Below are 17,208 nucleotides of genomic sequence, written 5' to 3'. Positions count from 1 at the left end.
TTATCCGCTCTTAATTTCAGTTGTATTGAGTAAAAGTTTCAAATCTTTATATATATCACCGGGATTACATCCTGGCTGATAGCTCAGTATGAGGTAATTATCCGGATTTGCTATAAAAATTTTGGCTTCGGGATATAAAATCGCCAGTTTAGACGTTTCAGCTAATGATAAGGACGCAACATGGATATCTTGCTCTTTCAAAAGGGGCTTTAATTCCTCTGCGATCAATGAATCTTTGTTGCTTAGAAGCAACCATTCATCCACCTGATACAATTTTCTCCCAAAAGAAAGGCGGACTCTTCCCAACATATTAAGCTGCTTAAGACAAGTCTTGTCGCAGCCATTAGGATTCCAATAGATAATGCGCCATTTTGCACTGCTATCTAACGGTTTGAGAGCGATCGGTGGAGAAAGTAAAATTCCTTTATTCACTTTAGAAGTTCCAAGCCAGGAAGGATGTTTATAGAATAAATAAGCCGTTATTCCTGGTGCTGCAAAAATCACTACCAAGAGTAATAATGTCATGTATTTATATTGTTTTTTCATTTTTCTTCAAATTTAAAATCACGAATATAATCAGAATAACCAATGCCATCGCGAACCACTGTATCGCATAAGCAAAATGCCTTTGCGGGGGCATGGATACTATCTCCCATTCACGTACAAAACCAAAAGGCTCATTCTTGTCGAGGCGAATAATAAACGGATAGACCTTTTTTTGCAAAAGTTGTTTCAGTATTTCTTCATCAATGAGTTCAAGAATGGTCACCTTATTTTCCTTTTCTTCAAAACTCGGCCCTAATACCCATTGTTTTTTACTTGGGAAATAAACCGCACCCAATAGTTTAACCCTCCCGTGGGGAGTCTGGGCATTGGGAAAAGTACGCCGAGTGATGTCTCCAGAAACCCATCCTCTATCCACCATAACGATGGAATCATCAGCAAGAAGCAGAGGAGAAACAACGTCATAACCAAACTGATGTTGATAATGTTGATTATCAAGCAAAAATAACTCGGGTAGAAAAGTCCCTTCAAGGCTAATCCTTTGATATTGTTCTGGCAATTTTTGCCCTGGCTTCCAAATTATGGGATCCTGCTTTGCAAGCGCTTGTTGCGCTGCTATCATTTCAGTTTTTTCATCAGCTCTGTGTATTTGCCAAAATCCAAGACAAATGAATAAAAAAAAGAAAAAGGCAGCAAGAATAAGCATTGGCCAATTTGAGGTGAAACGAAAATTAAAACAGGTTAAACTAGGCATCTTTTATCAACTACTCATTTAGTTAGCTAACATTCCCCTGAAGCTAGCAATGCCGGGAGTATAACAAATGTTCACTAAAATCTTCATCATCTTTGTCATGATTCTTATTGTTGGCTCTTTAGCGAGTGGGCTCTTTTACCTCGTCAAAGACACTGATAAATCAAAACGCACAGTGAAAGCGCTCACCGTACGCATTGCAATTTCATTATCTCTATTTGTTTTTTTATTTATTGCATTCAAATTGGGATTGATTCAACCGCATGGAATTTAACTTTTTAGTTTTTAATCAATTCACTTCGAGAAACATGGTCATGGCTGAGATCCTTTTAAATAGTCATTTCAGCTGTTGACAAGATAAACCGGGCTCCTGGCGCTAAACAAAATCACCTTCAGGAAATCTCTCCCTAGTCCACGAGACGACAAACAACGGAAAAATTTCACCGCAAGCATCAACAGGGCTTACGAAAAACTCCAAGACCAAAGCAAAAAATGATTTTAATATAGGAGTTTAGATAAACTAAAGAACTGAATTAAAAACTTTTTTAACAAAGAGATTAGGGGTTTTTCGTCAATACTGATCAATTGACAGTAACCCAATAAAATTTCGAAATTGCTCAATAAACTATCTATACTTTTGTTGTAACCCTCAAAAGGGATGGTGATCATCATGATGATAGTACTGTTTTTACTTTATTTCATAATAGGATTACAAATTTTATTTAAACCCAATAAAACCATAACACTCCAATTTCTTTTCAGTTTATTTCTTATACTAATCAGCTTCAATTATCACAGCCATCTGGTGAATCTATGAACAGACAAATGCAATGGCATCTTTTCGGGAATACGTCAGGATTATTGATAATTTGTTGCCTTTTGCTCCTGGCATTTCTGGATCAATTCATCTTTTATGAACTGCCCTGTCCTATATGCATTTTGCAAAGAATCTGCTTTGTTGCAGTAGGTCTGTGTTTTGTTATGAATTTAATGTTGGGTATCAGAGCCTCACATTATGGGCTGATGCTTTTGGCAAGTCTTTTGGGATTGTCTATATCAGTTCGGCAAATGTATATTCATTTAACCCCTGGTGATACTGGTTATGGCGGCCTCTTTTTTGGTTTACATCTTTACACTTGGTCTGCAATCATATTTTTAATCATTATCTTGTTGATTGCTGGGGCTTTAATCCTTGATAAGGGTTTCATGCCAGATTATAAAGTGCGAAGCAAGTCGGTAAAAGTAATGATATGGATGTTTTTTATCTTGATTCTTGCTAATGTAATCAGTACATTCTTGGAATGTGGACCGCACGAATGTCCAGATAACCCGAGCAAATATTATTTACTAAATAATAATTAAGGATCTTGAGGATTTAAAATGCGTCTTTTGTTTATCAGTTTAATTCTTATCAGCGGATATTTACAGGCCGATACAATAAATAATTATATGAATATCGCTAACAATATTCCGCAAATGGAAATGAAAGCAGACCCTCAAGCTCAAGCCTGGGCCAGATCGGCACGTCACGTACTCACTATTACCAGTGAAAGTATTGCTGAAACATTAATCCAGGCGAATGAGGCTGCAAAAACACACGGCAAACCTATTTTTTGCTTGCCGCAAGGTGTACAACTCAATTCTTTTGTCATGAACGAGCTCATCCAACAAACTTATAAGGAAATATCCAGTCAACAGAGTGACAAAGATAAAATGACTGTTTCCCAAGTAGCTTTATTAGGACTTAGCAAGAAATATCCTTGTGAGCCGACCCCTCAAGAAAAACAAATACAACATGTGGCTTCCCTGTTGTCACCTCAGTAGCTCCCTCTGGGGTAAATCCCCCAGAATTTTTTCTACAAACCGCCTCTTTTTCTTAAAATTGTTATTGCGGAAACGGCAAAGCAAACTTGGCAGAGCGCAAAGCACTTTGAATTGCTTTGCCAATGCTTACCAAAACTCTGCCTTGCTGGTTTTTTTACTGATTTTAGTGTTGCTTAAGTGCAACTTAATGCCTTCCTTGATAATTACTTACTAAACTCCTCAAAAGCTTCCAATGCCTCTGCAGCATACATTAATGATGGGCCGCCCCCCATATAAACCGCCATACCCAGTGTTTCTAATAATTCTTCCCTTGATGCTTGCAGTTTCACTAAAGTCTGTGAATGAAACCCTATGCATCCGGGACATTGCTTTGCCACGGCCAACGCCATAGCGATTAACTCCTTGGTTTTTTTATCCAGTGCGCCGTCTTTAGTCGCAGCTTGCGCCAAAGAAGAAAAGCCAGTCATTAACTCTGGCATCTCTTTGCGAAATTTGGCTAATTGTATAGTGATATCTTTTGTAATATGTGAAAACTTATCTGACATGAGCCTACTCCTTCCTTTTTATAATTTTTTCAAGCGCCTCTAATTTACAGCATAATATTGGGATGCAAAAGATATATTCTTTAATTTAAGAAATGACGATTTCAGGATATCGCCCGATTGAGCGTTTCCTTAGCCAGGGTAAGTCTTTTTTCAACATTCCCTAATTCGGTTTGTAAATGCAAAATGGTTGCAGGATTAGAGCAAGACTTCATTTGTTCCAAAGTTTTTCTCATGGCTTGATGTTGTTCTTCCAGGACACAGATATTCTTTTCCATGGTTTCAATCCATTGTTGTCTTGTACTAAGCGTTGTCAAATCAAAAGAAACTTTTGTTTCAGGTTTGTTATTCTTTTTGTCCATTTGACATAAAATGACCAAGACATTAATTTTTTTCTGAATACGCTCTGCCAAAAAGCATGCAATTGATTCATCCTTATGCTTCTGTAAAGCGTGAATATCATCCCTGATTTCTTTGATACAGGCAGGCCCATTGAATTCTATAACGGAAGAGAATATGCCTTTGGGCAAATTATGAATTGAAATAGAAGAACTCAATCCATTGATCTTCCACTCCAACTCTGGCAATCGTGCAGATAGTTCTGCCAACAATTCGTCAATATAGCCCATCTTTTGAAACTTACATAAACAACTAGGGTTATTAAAATTAACCTGTCCTGTTAAATTAAACAGCAGGTTCCAAATCCGCCTCTTTGGATTGCAACCAACTGGTTATAAAAGGAGGTGCACACATGAGCAACAAACCAATAATCAAAGTCAGCTCATAGCGTGTTGCACTGCCGACATTAATCCCCTCTGGAGGAATAAAGCTAACAGCTAAAGTGGTAACCACTCCAATGATGCCTATACCTGCTACAAACAACATTCCTGCCATACCACCTGGAATTTTAAAAGGTCTGGGATGGTAAGGTTGGCTTATGCGCAATTTAATTGCAGCAACAAACATGATCAAATACATCAGCATGTATAATTGAGCCGCCAATGCCGTTAAGAGCCAGTAGGAGCCATTGACACTGGGCATAAATAAAAATAAAGCCGATAACACTGTGACTATGGTTGCCTGGGTGTATAGCATCATAGCCGGAGCACCTTTTCCATTAGTCCGCTGAAATACCTCGGGTAAATTTCCTTCTTCTGCAGCAACCAACAGACCTTTGGTAGGGGCAATGATCCAATTGCTCACACCACCAAGCCCACCCAGAACCAACATCACAGCCACCACGGGCATCATCCAATCCATGTGATATTTCAAGAAAAAGGCAGAAAAGGCTTGCATAATCCCGGCAACCAGATTGATATCCTTTTGTGGAAGCACTACCGCAATCGCTAATGAACCTAAAATCAAAGTACTCAGAATAATCCCTACAGAATAAACCAGGGCTTTAGGAAAAGCATGCTGGGGATCCTTAACGTCATTGGCATGAACCGTAGCAATCTCTATCCCGCAAAACGACAATATGATGGCGGTTAATGAAACCCACATGCCCTTATCTGATAAATGAGGAACAATACTTGGCATGTCAAAACTGATTTGTAAGGGGTTACCTTGAACTATCCAAACCGCACCCAAACCAATGATCAAAGACATGGGTAATAATAATCCTGCTAAAGAGCAAATATTACTGAACATGGCCGAGGATTTCATGCCGCGCAAATTCACAATGGTTGCTCCCCAAAAACAACTGACAATGACTGCCCAAAGAAAATAAGGATTGGTAGTTAAAGAGGGATTAATAAGATAACCTATTGTTCCTGCAACAAAAGATAAAATCGTGGGATACCAAATCACATTTTCTATCCATTGCAGCCAAATGGCCAAAAAACCTGATTTTTTCCCAAAAGCTTCTTTAACCCAGATATAAACTCCACCCTGCTTGGCCCATCCAGAGGCTAATTCTGCCGAAACCAATGCGGTTGGGATAAGGAAGAATAAGGCACCCAGAATAAAATAAAAAATCAATTGACTCCCAAATAATGCAGTAGCTGGCAAGTTACGGATACTGTCCACAGAGCCAACGGTAATCATAGTCAAGCTAAATATAGTGAGAGAATGTTTTTTATTGCTCATTGTATTCCTTCAGTGAGGACTATTTGGAATCAAAAGTTTATTATAAAGAAATAAGCTTAAGGAAACCTTAATAATCGAATAAAAAATAACCAAATATACCCCTTAATATACTGACCTATAAAATTGCTTCAACAGATGTTGAGAATTTTCATATCAGTACAGGTCCGATGCGAAAACATCATATGATGTTATGTCATGAAAAACCAGTATTCTGTATATAAAATTAATAACAAGAATTTTTATAATGCACATTAAGTGGTTTATTTACTAATTGGACGCCAAACCCCAAGGTCGAGACAGAAAGATTAGCGTGTTAAAAAAATTTTATTCTCCTACTTCATACTAAAGCCAGGTTGTTGTGAGTGATAGGGAATAGCTTTTACTCCTCTCTGGAACAAAGTACCTTTAGTCTCAGAAAATTTAAATCGACTAGGGGTTGAGTTCCCCTGCATACAAGCTTCTTTTTCCAATCTCTCCTCAATCATGTGGATTGCAAGGGTATGCTCGTTTTTTAGAGCATGATCAAGTGCCGTCAAACCGTCATTATCTTTAATAGAAAGCGAAGCACCTTTTGCTAACAATAAATTAAATAATTTTCTATCATCTGTTACCACAGATTTTTTACAGGCGTACATGAGTGGTGTCCGTCCCTTGCTGTCTTGGGGATCAATTTTAATTCCACGTATGTTCAACAGATCTTCGACTATACCACTACCGCCATACCGACAGGCAACATGGAGCAAAGTAGAAGAATCGTTTTTACGCTTTTGGTTAACTCTATGTCGAGAAGTACTCAGCATGGCACGTACTACGTCTCTTCTTCCTAAATAGATGGCTGTTAGGATAGGTGAATCATCACTTAATCGTTGTCGAGAAAAAATTGACCACCCAGAGTGAATACACTTTTTTACTGAATTCATATCACCCTGGGTAGCTGCCATGGAAAAAAAAGCCAATCGTTCAGGATAAGATGTTTTGGTTCTGACTGGAAACACAGGAAATACATTCTGCAATACTCTTGACAGTTTTTCTTCAGGATGAATGGAAATAAAATCGGTATTCACGGTCAATCGACTTCCCTGAAGGTTCTCGGCACACGCACGATACAACTCTTTAACCAGGTTTCGGGATGAGAACTCAAAGTAAGGTTTACTTTTGTCTTGTTGGTATAAATCATTGATGTTAATAAACCGCCAGACATTACCCGCCAGTTTAAACCCCATAGCGTGATCCGCAGTACTGATAATTACTGCAACATCTTCTCTAATACCTGTTCTTTTTAATAATTCAAAATACTCTGTTGCTTCATCCTGGTTTAAAAAACTATGTGTTTTATAAAAAATGTGCTTTGCAATAGAAGAATCAGCATTAATGGCTTTCAAAATGGAGTTAATATCAGGCTGCCATACCAGCTTTTTGTATTTCTCTTTATATTGTAAGGGATCTTGAGCAATACAAATTTTCTTTCCTAACTGAGGCAAAGTTTCAATGACCGTCTCATCGTTGCTTAATGATTGTTTACTTTCTTTCTTGTCTGCAATTTGTTGTAACGTTTTTGGTAAATCAAACTGATGGATCCGTAAATGATGTAATTGGCGGTAAAAAAAAGATTCTTTACCCTGAGCCACCGCCAATGCCCAATTGAGAGTGAAGCCATAACAGACTCCCTCAAATTTGGGATGACCGAGTTGAGTTAAGACATCAGTAATACCATCATGAGTTAACTCCCTGGAATCTCGATTTTTTGAGATAAGAGAAGGAGAATACGAAAGGAACTTGGGCATGAGTTGATACACGACCAAACCACAAACTAAAACGATACAAATTAGAACAAAAATCATATCCCTTGAACCAGATGCTATCCATAATGAATTCAGTATAAAATTAACCCATAAAATAAGTCGAGGGGGGCCGGGGTTAAATTTTCTTCAAAAAACTGGGTAATACCAGAAAAGCAAATAAAATCATCCACGCTTTTAAATAATAAAAAATTACCCGGATCATGGATTTCATCTCCGGGTAATTCAAGGTTACAAATCTGTCATTAAGACTAATTTAAAATAAGCTACTGGATTTATTGTGGCCACTTTTCTCATAACAGGATTTAATATACTCAGGAACCCAAGACTCTGAACCATCACAAGGTTTTGCCCCTGAATCATCCATAATTTCCAAAGAAGCTCCTGCTTGAACCAATAATTTAATGGTTTCTTTATCTCCTCTTTTAATCGCATAGTGTAAAGGCGATTTACCAGACTTGTCTTGAATATCGACAGAGGCGCCAGATTTCACTAATAATCTTGCGCAATCTAAATGCCCCTGCATCACAGCCCAATGAAGTGCTGTGTATTGATTACCTGTTTTATCTTTTTTATTTAAATCGGAAGTTGACATTGATGCAATCAACACTTTCAATTCAAACAAGCGACCCCAAGCTGCTGCTCTACGTAATGCTTGATCAAAAATAGGTGACGTAGTTTCACCACTCTTGCGAAGGGACATGCAAACGCTAATGCATTGTTTATGTGATTGCGTCGTTTTAGGTTTTCCAATAAAGCTTAAAAGCTCACCAGCAACAGTCCCATTTGCTTTTGCAATAATTCTTTTATTCATTTCACCCAAACGACTGGTAACCGAAGACATGCTCAGTAAAGTTTTAATTTCATTTACTTGGCTTTCTTTCAATGGTTTTTCTGCAAAAAGCAAATTGGACAAGTCGATAATTAATTTCGGCATGGAACCAAATAGTGTTGTATCACTGGAGCAAATCGATTTCACTGCGATTAAATAAGAAGCCACGAATTGGGTATTATTAGACATTGTCTGATAATACGTTAATTTACCATCCTGCATCGCCTCAATAGAACTCATAACCCCTGTGGAAACAACCAAAGGACCAGAAGACTTTGAAACCATGTTTCGCATTAAACAATTATCGACCGAATCATGGAAGAAAATCTGAGGCACCGTTAGTGATACCGAACTGCCTTTGTACTGTAAACTATGCAGAGCCATTTGAACTTCTTTTGATTGTTTGGCGTATTCACCCACTAAGACATATTGCCCCATCCCAGTTAAAGACATGTATTGATTCATCAAATAAACGTCATCAATCCCATGTACAGCGGCAAGATACATAAACCCATACTCTCCACTTGGTATTTTTTGTGATTGTGTGGAGTTCATCTTGGGTAATTCATCGACTTTTGGCAAGGATGGTAATCCTAATCGATCATCACCTAAACCAACACTTTGTATTAGAGAATCGTCTTCGTCAAAATGCTCATAAACATTAGGCTGATCACCTTTATGGCTTATATACAGCCAGGATTTAGTATATTTATCGCCTTTTGCTATTGCCTTTTGGTTAGCAGCTCCAATAAATAAAAACTTGCTGTCAGGAGAGAGAACTCTCTTCAGAATATCACTTGGCGCGTATTTGCATCGGTTTGCTTCAATGAAAGCGACCACTTCATTATCTACCGAGTCAAATAATTCCAAGGCACATAAGCCTACACTGGTTCCTTCAATCATTACACGACCATCAACTGCTTTGCCATAAAGGCTTTCAAATCTTGCGACTCCATCCAAAGTAGAGGTTAAAACCACATCGATATCATCAGAAGTTTTTTCTCTAACTAAATCTTTAGCAATCTGCCCAGCCAGAGCAAAATCACCTTTGGCAGTTGAATTAACACAATTAGCATACACCAGGATTATTTTCGCCATAACTTTCACCATATCTAGATACAAACTGTGCAAAATAATAACTAAAAATCATTAAGAAAATATTAAGAAAAATAAGCAAATTGGTTTTTTTATTGTCAAATAAAAGGGCGAGATAAATGCTTGTTGAAAATAAACCTTGAACAATAGGGATAATGTATTTTTAATTGAACTGTTTTTTATGAGGATTTATGAAAAAATTTTAAAATCAATAAATTATTCTATATTTTTCAATTTTCGTGTTGGTTGTGTAGTACTGTTACCTCATCAGAAAGTATTAGTAAAAAGAGAGAAATGGAAATGGGGTAAGTCAATACAAATCGAAAGCTTAATTGTACAGGAAATCCGATATCCTCGAAGCAACAGATCAGTTATGGCAATTCGTTGATAGCACTACTTATTTCTTCTTAAGAAAACCTTAATGTTGATGTTTTAAACTATAGAGCCAAAATATAGACAACTGCTTTTTGTAAAAAATCATTGGAGTCCCTTATGCCTAAAGCATTTACCCATTTGTGTAAAAAAGTCAACCTCAGTTTATATAATGACACATTGACTGTCTACCCTAAATCATCTGTACTGCCAAAACCTATTCAAATACGTAGTGAGCTTGATCTTCTCATGGTTCTGTTGTTTTCTCAAATGGATTGCAACAGCGCACAGGTTGATCAGTTTTTTATGATGCGTTCGAATGAACTCGGTGTCTATCGTTTTATTCATCGTGATGATCATGATCACGATTTGTATCATCAAGATGAATTTAGCATGGACGATAACCATTATCATGCTCAATTTGATAAAACTATTGATGAGAGTAAATTGGAAAATATTCTGGGAATATTAGAAAAGCATTCTCTTATTTCTTCTGAAGAACACGTCAGCTTTATCGATGCCTACCATAAAGCCAATGCTCTCCCCGAAGATATGCCAAAACTGGAAACAACCGTGCCCAGTCCATTGCCTGTATCCTCTCCTTCAGTTCACTCAGGCACAAAACGACCTGTTGTGAAAGAAAAAGAAGTAGATACTCCAACCACTTTCGCAGGGCTAAGAGTAGGATTTTTCCTTACCTCAACAAAAACAACAACAAAACCTTTATCCAGAGCTCACGATGATGAGAAGAAAACCGGAATGGATAAGCATGGGTTCCATTAATTGATATCGTTTGATAAACCATAGTGAAGATCGTTCTATTGGTTTACTTAATATGACAATTTATGGTGATTTATCCAAAACCTGAAAAACTGCAGAGTAACTAAAACTGTAGAGTAACTAATAAGTTACTCTACAGCTTCTAATGATAAAATCATAAAGACAACCCGACTTGATTCACTGTCATCAATTACGGCTAATCATTAATGCGTTTTTCTCTGTGGTATACTTTTAACTCTCTATGGTATAGTAGTCATTTTTTGGGTACTACTCACTATGTTTGATAATTTAACCGAACGCTTAACCCGGACCTTTAAAAATTTGCGGGGCCAAGGCCGCCTGACGGAAGACAATATCCAGCATGCTTTGCGTGAAGTAAGACTGTCTCTTATTGAGGCCGATGTCGCTTTACCCGTTATCAAAGAGTTTATTGAGCAAGTAAAACAAAAATCACTTGGCCAGGAAGTCTTAACCAGTTTAAATCCCGATCAAGCATTCATTAAAATCGTGCATGATGAGCTCATTCACGTTATGGGTGATGAGCGGGCTGAACTTGATTACAAAACCCAACCACCTGCTGTCTTTTTAATGGCCGGCTTACAAGGTTCTGGTAAAACAACGAGTACCGCAAAACTCGCGCGTTATTTAAAGGAAACTGAAAATAAAAAAGTGATGATGGCCAGCGTTGATGTATACAGACCAGCCGCTATACATCAACTGAAAGTATTAGCCGAGCAAATTGATGTCGCCTTCTTTGATTCAGACTCCAATGAGCAACCGATAAAAATTGCTCAGAAAGCTTTAGAAAGTGCCAAAAAACAGTATGTCGATGTTCTTATTCTCGATACAGCAGGACGTCTGCATATTGATGAGGATATGATGTCTGAAATCAAATCCTTGCACAAAGCAGTCAATCCAATCGAAACTCTTTTTGTTGTTGACAGTATGACAGGACAAGATGCTGCCAATACTGCAAAGGCATTTCATGAGGCTCTCCCTCTGACTGGTGTGATTTTGACCAAAACGGACGGCGATGCTCGAGGAGGAGCGGCACTATCCGTCAAACAAATCACTGGGAAACCTATAAAATTTATAGGGAGTGGTGAAAAAATAGAAGCCTTGGAACCTTTCCACCCTGAACGGATTGCATCAAGAATATTGGGGATGGGAGATATTTTAACTCTCATTGAAGAGGTAGAACGCAAAGCCGACAAACAAGCCAGCGAAAAACTGGCCAAAAAATTAAAAAAAGGGAAAGGATTTGACTTAGAAGATTTTAAACAACAATTATTACAAATGAACAACATGGGGGGTATCTCCGGGATGATGAGCAAATTACCCGGGATGGGTCAATTGCCAAAACAGGCAATGCAGCAAGTGAATGACAAAGCGATGGCTCAAACCATTGCAATCATTAACTCCATGACGCCCAAAGAACGTCGTATACCCAAGATTATTGTAGGCTCTCGTAAAAAGCGCATAGCCTTGGGCTCTGGAACTCAAATTCAAGACGTCAACAGATTATTAAAACAATTTGAACAGATGCAAAAGATGATGAAAAAATTTACCAAACCCGGTGGAATGCAAAAAATGATGAGAGGAATTGGTGGCATGGCTGGATTGAAGGGCATGTTTCCAGATGATTTAAAATAATTCGTAAGAATTACTTCACATGTCGATGTAATTTTCGTACAATACACGGCATTTTTATGTAACCACTCTAACAGTAGAGGAAAATAATGGTCGTTATACGTTTATCACGAGCTGGCGCTAAAAAGCGTCCTTTTTATCACATGGTTGTTACAGACAGCCGCAAACGTCGCGATGGAAACTACATTGAGCGTATTGGTTATTTTAACCCTATAGCACGTGGACAAGAAGTAAAACTTCACATTGATATGGATAAAATGACCCACTGGCAAAAAGTTGGGGCCAAGTTATCAGATCGAGTCAGTGCCTTGTTAAAAGAACATAGTAAAAACTCAGGAACAGCTGCTTAGTCAAAGTGAATAACAAGACAAATTGGGTGGTCATCGGTCGTTTTGGCAGACCGCATGGTATTAAAGGTTTTGTCACAGTACATTCCTTTACAGACCCTGCTGATAATATCTTGCGGTACAACGACTGGCACGTTTTTTTAAATAAACAGTGGCAGCCCGTTAAATTTTTGGCAATAGAAGTAAGAAGTAAAGCGATTATTGCTCAAATTGAAGGGTATCCTGAACGTGAATTAGTTTCTGCATTGACTAATTTAGATATTGCTGTGCAAAAATCACAGCTTGCTGCTTTGGCACCAGGTGAATACTACTGGTACCAGCTGATTGGCATGAGTGTCATAAACGCCAAAGGTGAATTTTTTGGAAAAGTTGTTGAAATCATGCCTACTGGCTCGAATGATGTGCTTGTTGTGGAAGGTGAAAAAAGACATTTAATTCCCTATCTTCCAGGCCAATTCGTAATTGATGTGGATGAAAGCCAGCAAGTAATCACTGTTGATTGGGATATGAATTTTTAAGTGGCATTACATCTTGGAGTCATCACGCTGTTGCCAGAAATAATGAAAGGTATTCATTATGGGGTAACCGGCCGAGCTATTGAACAAGGCTTGGTTAAAATTGATTGCTGGAATCCCAGGGATTGGTCATCAAAACCTTATAAACAAGTTGATGACAAACCCTATGGCGGTGGACCAGGAATGGTTATGATGTATGAGCCATTGCATGCCGCAATAAGGCATGCCCGTGCTGAAATGAAGGAAAACTGCAAGACAGTTTATTTAAGCCCTCAGGGCAAGGTAGTTAAACAAAACGATTTAAAACTAATAGCTACCCAAAAACAATCCCTGCTATTTGTTGCAGGAAGATATGAAGGAATTGATGAGCGAATCATTAGTCATCATATAGATGAAGAATGGTCGCTAGGAGATTTCGTGTTAAGTGGTGGTGAACTGGCTGCAATGGTATTTATTGACGCGATAATTCGCTTGATACCTGGCAGCCTTGGGCATTTGGGATCAGCTGAACAAGATTCATTTATGAATGGATTATTAGACTGCCCACATTATACCCGACCAGCAACTATAAATGGACTGGATGTACCTGATGTTTTATTAGGAGGAAACCATAAAGAAATAGAGCGCTGGCGTAGAAAACAATCCCTGGGTAAAACCTGGCTCAAGCGCCCGGATTTACTTGAGAAATTACAATTAAGTGAAACAGACAGGCAATTGCTTGCTGAGTTTAAATGCGAACACGGTGATTCCTACTGAGGATAAGCCAATTTGAGGAGTAGTCCATGACTAATATTATTGACCAAATAAATGCCGAACAAATGCAAGGCAAAGAAATTCCTGATTTCAACCCAGGCGATACTGTTCTGGTTCAAGTAAAAGTTATTGAAGGTAACCGTGAGCGTTTACAAGCATTTGAAGGAGTTGTGATTGCCAAGCGCAACCGTGGACTAAACTCTGCTTTCACTGTACGTAAAATTTCCCATAATGTTGGTGTAGAGCGTGTTTTCCAAACATACAGCCCTATTGTTGATAGCATTACGGTGAAAAGACGTGGGGACGTTCGTCGTGCCAAATTATACTACTTAAGAAATCTTGCCGGTCGCGCAGCTCGTATTAAAGAAAAATTATCTGGAAAGAAAGGCGATTAATTCTTGAATGGTGAAATGCTCCTCGTGTCTATTTTTAATACCCCTGTGGGTAACCTGGAAGTAGTCCATGATGAGCATTTTATTTTCAATGCCTCCTTCACAGACAAATCAGGCGCCCCAGCCCCAAACCAATTGGCTCATTTAATCGCCTGTGAATTAAAAGCCTATTTCGACAATCCCCATCACCGTTTTCTACTTCCGCTAAAACCTCAAGGAAGCCTCTTCCAGCAAAAAGTTTGGAATACGCTGTTAGTGATTCCCGTTGGCAGAACTGTCACTTATGGAGAACTCGCTATTAAACTGCAAAGTAGTCCAAGAGCAATTGGACAAGCCTGCAAATGCAACCCTCTGGCTTTATTTATCCCCTGTCATAGAGTAGTGGGCAAAAATGATCTGGGAGGATACATGGGCAATCCAAACGCTATTTCTTATAAAAAAAATCTGCTCACTCATGAAGCAAAAATCACCTGATTAATTGGGCTTACAATAATCAATATTACATTGAGACAGGACTTACGGCAAACCCCAAGGTCAAGGCAAACAATGTTTTTAATGAGTGAGTTTAGATAAACTAAATGACCGAATTAAAAACATTTTTAACAAAGAGATTGAGAATTTCTTAAGTCCTTTGAGATTACACTTTGGGATTCTTATCCACATCTGAATTGATATTCACAGGAGGAGCAGGAGCTTGTAATATACTAAAAAATCTGGCACTCAATCCCGTTAATATTCGCACAGTATTATCTATAAACGATAGCGGGGAAATTTTCTTTAAAAATTCTTCTTCAAACTCAGCAGGCTGCATTTCCCAGAGCTTTTTTACATACACTGCTATTTCATCGAGGACATCTTGAGTTAATTCAGTTTGCTCGTTGAAATACTTGGCTAATCGAATAATCAGGCTGATGCGAGAAGATTTTAATTGATCATTGGGCAAGTGTGCAGACTCTAACAAATTAAGATAATCTTCAATTAGATATTTCAGATAAGTGACTGAATAAATTTGATCAAACGCTTCATAAATCGCAGAAGGATCTGACTCTTTAACCCAAGTAAAAAATTTATCTTGCTCTTGCCCTAATAACTCAACAAATTGTCGCTTCTCAAGATAAGTATTATTCATGGTCATCAATTGGAGCACTTCCTTACTTGATAACTTTTTTGAATTAATATAGTGCTTTTGCAGATTATTTGTTAAATACACCATACATGGAAAAAGAGCGATGGAAATTGTAGTGAGCGCATAGGATAATCCCTCCCTTAAAGGCCTGGACTCCATTTCATGGACAGCATACAAAATAGCAAATTTTTTAATATCCTCCTCACAAAAACCATTATTTAACCATTCAAATATGATCAAATTCACCATTTCATCAGCTTCTTGATTCTTGTCGTTCTTACCATAATATTCTGCAATAAATTTTGGCCACTGCAGAAAAAGCAGGTATTTTCCATCACGTAGAGCTTGAAGATATTCCTTTGTTGATGAAAGCATAGTTATCCATTACCAAAATCTGATTATTCAATTTATAACATTAACAATACTAAAAATCTTGTGAAAATTTATTTCATGTTAAACAACATACGCTCATCAATTGTTATTCTATACTTAAAGAAAAACTACGACATCGGTGGGGAATTCTATGAAAAATAAATCAGTTATGAGTGTATTATTATTCCTGTTACCAACAGCTGCCGCCATGGCTAATTGTGATTTAACCAAGTTTCGATGGGATTGTGATATTCCAGTACAGGTTAAACCCACCTCAGGTGCCTCATCTCTAGTGTATTGCGGCAGTTCTTACGGCTATATCACAAAGCAGCAATATGATATTCTGGCCCGTTATCAACGCGCCAGTGTCAATATGGTTTTGGATATTAATGGTGAATACATTGATAGCCCATGTATAGGGGCTGAGCGTTAAACAATAGTCGAAATGCCATTCAAGAATTTCGATAAATTGCCATGAAGGCAATTATTGAATGCTCATAGTGAGCATTCAAATTATTGTGACAATAACTTAAAAACAAACAATGAGAAAAAGAATAGTATTATTTCTTGCAAATCGCTTATACAGATCCCGTGGATATTCAATGAACTCAATTATCAATATCATAAACATTGCTTCTTCTGTATAATCGAAAAACAAAACCAATAAGCTATTTTGCTATGCACATTCAAATTGATGGCATTCCCATAGAAATACTGAGAAAACCCATTAAAAATTTAAATTTGAGAATTTATCCTCCCGACGGCTTAGTCAAAGTGAGTGTGCCTTTAAAGTGCAGCGAACAGCTAATAAAACAACAGCTGCAGGAAAAAAGTGAATGGATTCGTGTCCAACGCGAACGAATTCGCACACGGTCTTTTTCCCGTGAACAATCACTTCAAACCGGTGCAACCATTCTATTTAAAGGTAAAAGTTATTTATTAATTGTTGAAGAGCATCACGGCCCTTCTCAAATCCTAATGAAAGATGAATTAATTTATTACTATACAAAACCCAATTTAACTCCACAGCAAAAGCAGATAGTTCTGGATCGCTGGTATAGAAAGGAAATGAATCTTGTCATTCCCAGGCTTATTCAACAATGGGAACCAATAATGGAAATCAAAATTAATCAATGGGGTACAAAAAAGATGAAAACCCGTTGGGGTTCATGTAATCCTCGCGCGCAAAGAATCTGGCTTAATCTTAATTTAATCAAAAAACCTTTGGAGTGCCTTGAATACGTTCTTGTTCATGAGATGGTACATATTTTGGAAGCCAGTCATAACAAACGATTTTATGCGCTCATGACACATTTCATGCCCAAATGGCAAGAATATCAAAGGATACTGGAAGGTACATCTAATACCAGTACGTTCGCAAGACAATAACCAAATTCATTTTCTCATTGTTTTCAAAAAATAATTCATGGCGTACAATACATTATCACTTTGCTTGATTGGTGTAG

The 17,208-nt window shown here is 37.9% G+C and carries 21 protein-coding genes; 13 read left to right on the top strand and 8 right to left on the bottom strand.

Annotated features, from left to right (window positions below; genetic code table 11):
* Positions 1–546 carry a redox-active disulfide-containing membrane protein gene (locus CC34_RS0106515; RefSeq protein ID WP_028379274.1) on the bottom strand — a complete coding sequence of 182 codons (546 nt, stop codon included), beginning with the start codon at positions 544–546 and terminating at the stop codon, positions 1–3.
* Positions 530–1,258, bottom strand: coding sequence for an SURF1 family protein (locus CC34_RS0106510; protein WP_028379273.1), 729 nt, complete (start codon positions 1,256–1,258; stop codon positions 530–532). The genes CC34_RS0106515 and CC34_RS0106510 overlap by 17 nt, the downstream gene beginning before the upstream one ends.
* Before the next feature lie 67 nt (positions 1,259–1,325).
* Here CC34_RS0106510 and CC34_RS0106505 point away from each other — a divergent pair, with 67 nt between their 5' ends.
* The 4 genes from CC34_RS0106505 (at position 1,326) to CC34_RS0106495 (ending at position 3,079) form a co-directional block, all read left to right on the top strand.
* Positions 1,326–1,529, top strand: a complete 204-nt coding sequence (locus CC34_RS0106505; protein ID WP_028379272.1) for a twin transmembrane helix small protein — start codon at positions 1,326–1,328, stop codon at positions 1,527–1,529.
* A gap of 384 nt (positions 1,530–1,913) precedes the next feature.
* Positions 1,914–2,072, top strand: coding sequence for a DUF5993 family protein (locus CC34_RS1000000117795; protein ID WP_373408703.1), 159 nt, complete (start codon positions 1,914–1,916; stop codon positions 2,070–2,072).
* Positions 2,069–2,617, top strand: coding sequence for a disulfide bond formation protein B (locus CC34_RS0106500; protein WP_027228928.1), 549 nt, complete (start codon positions 2,069–2,071; stop codon positions 2,615–2,617). The genes CC34_RS1000000117795 and CC34_RS0106500 overlap by 4 nt, the downstream gene beginning before the upstream one ends.
* 18 nt (positions 2,618–2,635) lie before the next feature.
* A complete protein-coding gene (locus CC34_RS0106495) occupies positions 2,636–3,079 on the top strand; it encodes a hypothetical protein (RefSeq protein ID WP_027228929.1) in 444 nt (147 codons plus the stop codon).
* A gap of 203 nt (positions 3,080–3,282) precedes the next feature.
* Here CC34_RS0106495 and CC34_RS0106490 read toward each other — a convergent pair whose 3' ends face one another.
* From CC34_RS0106490 to ankY, 5 genes are all read right to left on the bottom strand, one after another.
* Entirely contained in the window at positions 3,283–3,624 is a 342-nt protein-coding gene (locus CC34_RS0106490; RefSeq protein ID WP_028379271.1) for a carboxymuconolactone decarboxylase family protein, read from the bottom strand.
* 101 nt (positions 3,625–3,725) lie between these two features.
* The gene (locus CC34_RS0106485; protein WP_080274124.1) at positions 3,726–4,316 is read right to left on the bottom strand and encodes a hypothetical protein; all 591 of its coding nucleotides are present in this window, start codon (positions 4,314–4,316) and stop codon (positions 3,726–3,728) included.
* On the bottom strand, positions 4,306–5,709 hold the full coding sequence (locus CC34_RS0106480) for an amino acid permease (protein ID WP_027228931.1): 1,404 nt from the start codon (positions 5,707–5,709) through the stop codon (positions 4,306–4,308). The genes CC34_RS0106485 and CC34_RS0106480 overlap by 11 nt, the downstream gene beginning before the upstream one ends.
* Before the next feature lie 332 nt (positions 5,710–6,041).
* The gene (ankG, locus tag CC34_RS0106475; RefSeq protein WP_080272362.1) at positions 6,042–7,586 is read right to left on the bottom strand and encodes a Dot/Icm T4SS effector AnkG/AnkZ/LegA7; all 1,545 of its coding nucleotides are present in this window, start codon (positions 7,584–7,586) and stop codon (positions 6,042–6,044) included.
* Between the two features lie 178 nt (positions 7,587–7,764).
* Entirely contained in the window at positions 7,765–9,471 is a 1,707-nt protein-coding gene (gene ankY / locus CC34_RS0106470; RefSeq protein WP_027228933.1) for a Dot/Icm T4SS effector AnkY/LegA9, read from the bottom strand.
* A gap of 444 nt (positions 9,472–9,915) precedes the next feature.
* Here ankY and CC34_RS0106465 point away from each other — a divergent pair, with 444 nt between their 5' ends.
* The 7 genes from CC34_RS0106465 to CC34_RS0106435 all read left to right on the top strand — a co-directional run bounded on the left by CC34_RS0106465 (position 9,916) and on the right by CC34_RS0106435 (position 14,718).
* Complete coding sequence (locus CC34_RS0106465; RefSeq protein ID WP_080272363.1) at positions 9,916–10,590, top strand: hypothetical protein; 675 nt, start codon at positions 9,916–9,918, stop codon at positions 10,588–10,590.
* Positions 10,591–10,863: 273 nt separating this feature from the next.
* On the top strand, positions 10,864–12,240 hold the full coding sequence (gene ffh, locus CC34_RS0106460) for a signal recognition particle protein (protein WP_027228936.1): 1,377 nt from the start codon (positions 10,864–10,866) through the stop codon (positions 12,238–12,240).
* 86 nt (positions 12,241–12,326) lie between these two features.
* The gene (rpsP, locus tag CC34_RS0106455) at positions 12,327–12,587 is read left to right on the top strand and encodes a 30S ribosomal protein S16 (protein ID WP_027223476.1); all 261 of its coding nucleotides are present in this window, start codon (positions 12,327–12,329) and stop codon (positions 12,585–12,587) included.
* A 5-nt stretch (positions 12,588–12,592) separates the two neighbouring features.
* Positions 12,593–13,102 carry a ribosome maturation factor RimM gene (gene rimM, locus CC34_RS0106450; protein ID WP_028379269.1) on the top strand — a complete coding sequence of 170 codons (510 nt, stop codon included), beginning with the start codon at positions 12,593–12,595 and terminating at the stop codon, positions 13,100–13,102.
* A complete protein-coding gene (gene trmD, locus CC34_RS0106445; RefSeq protein WP_028379268.1) occupies positions 13,103–13,855 on the top strand; it encodes a tRNA (guanosine(37)-N1)-methyltransferase TrmD in 753 nt (250 codons plus the stop codon). It begins immediately after the preceding gene.
* Between the two features lie 26 nt (positions 13,856–13,881).
* Positions 13,882–14,247, top strand: coding sequence for a 50S ribosomal protein L19 (gene rplS / locus CC34_RS0106440; protein ID WP_010946144.1), 366 nt, complete (start codon positions 13,882–13,884; stop codon positions 14,245–14,247).
* 15 nt (positions 14,248–14,262) lie between these two features.
* Positions 14,263–14,718, top strand: a complete 456-nt coding sequence (locus CC34_RS0106435; protein ID WP_028379267.1) for a methylated-DNA--[protein]-cysteine S-methyltransferase — start codon at positions 14,263–14,265, stop codon at positions 14,716–14,718.
* A 163-nt stretch (positions 14,719–14,881) separates the two neighbouring features.
* Here the strand turns inward: CC34_RS0106435 and CC34_RS0106430 are convergent, their stop codons facing one another.
* Positions 14,882–15,745, bottom strand: a complete 864-nt coding sequence (locus CC34_RS0106430; RefSeq protein ID WP_028379266.1) for an Lpg0393 family guanine-nucleotide exchange effector — start codon at positions 15,743–15,745, stop codon at positions 14,882–14,884.
* 148 nt (positions 15,746–15,893) lie between these two features.
* Between CC34_RS0106430 and CC34_RS0106425 the strand changes: the two genes are divergently transcribed.
* Positions 15,894–16,175 carry a hypothetical protein gene (locus tag CC34_RS0106425; protein WP_028379265.1) on the top strand — a complete coding sequence of 94 codons (282 nt, stop codon included), beginning with the start codon at positions 15,894–15,896 and terminating at the stop codon, positions 16,173–16,175.
* Between the two features lie 245 nt (positions 16,176–16,420).
* Positions 16,421–17,131, top strand: coding sequence for a M48 family metallopeptidase (locus tag CC34_RS0106420; protein ID WP_028379264.1), 711 nt, complete (start codon positions 16,421–16,423; stop codon positions 17,129–17,131).
* The last annotated feature ends 77 nt before the right edge of the window (positions 17,132–17,208 follow it).

The organism is Legionella pneumophila subsp. fraseri (genome assembly GCF_000586315.1).
GTDB classification, from domain to species: Bacteria; Pseudomonadota; Gammaproteobacteria; order Legionellales; family Legionellaceae; genus Legionella; species Legionella pneumophila_B.
The sequence above is the reverse complement of the archived record's forward strand: the minus strand, read 5'-3'. Positions and strand labels throughout refer to the sequence as shown.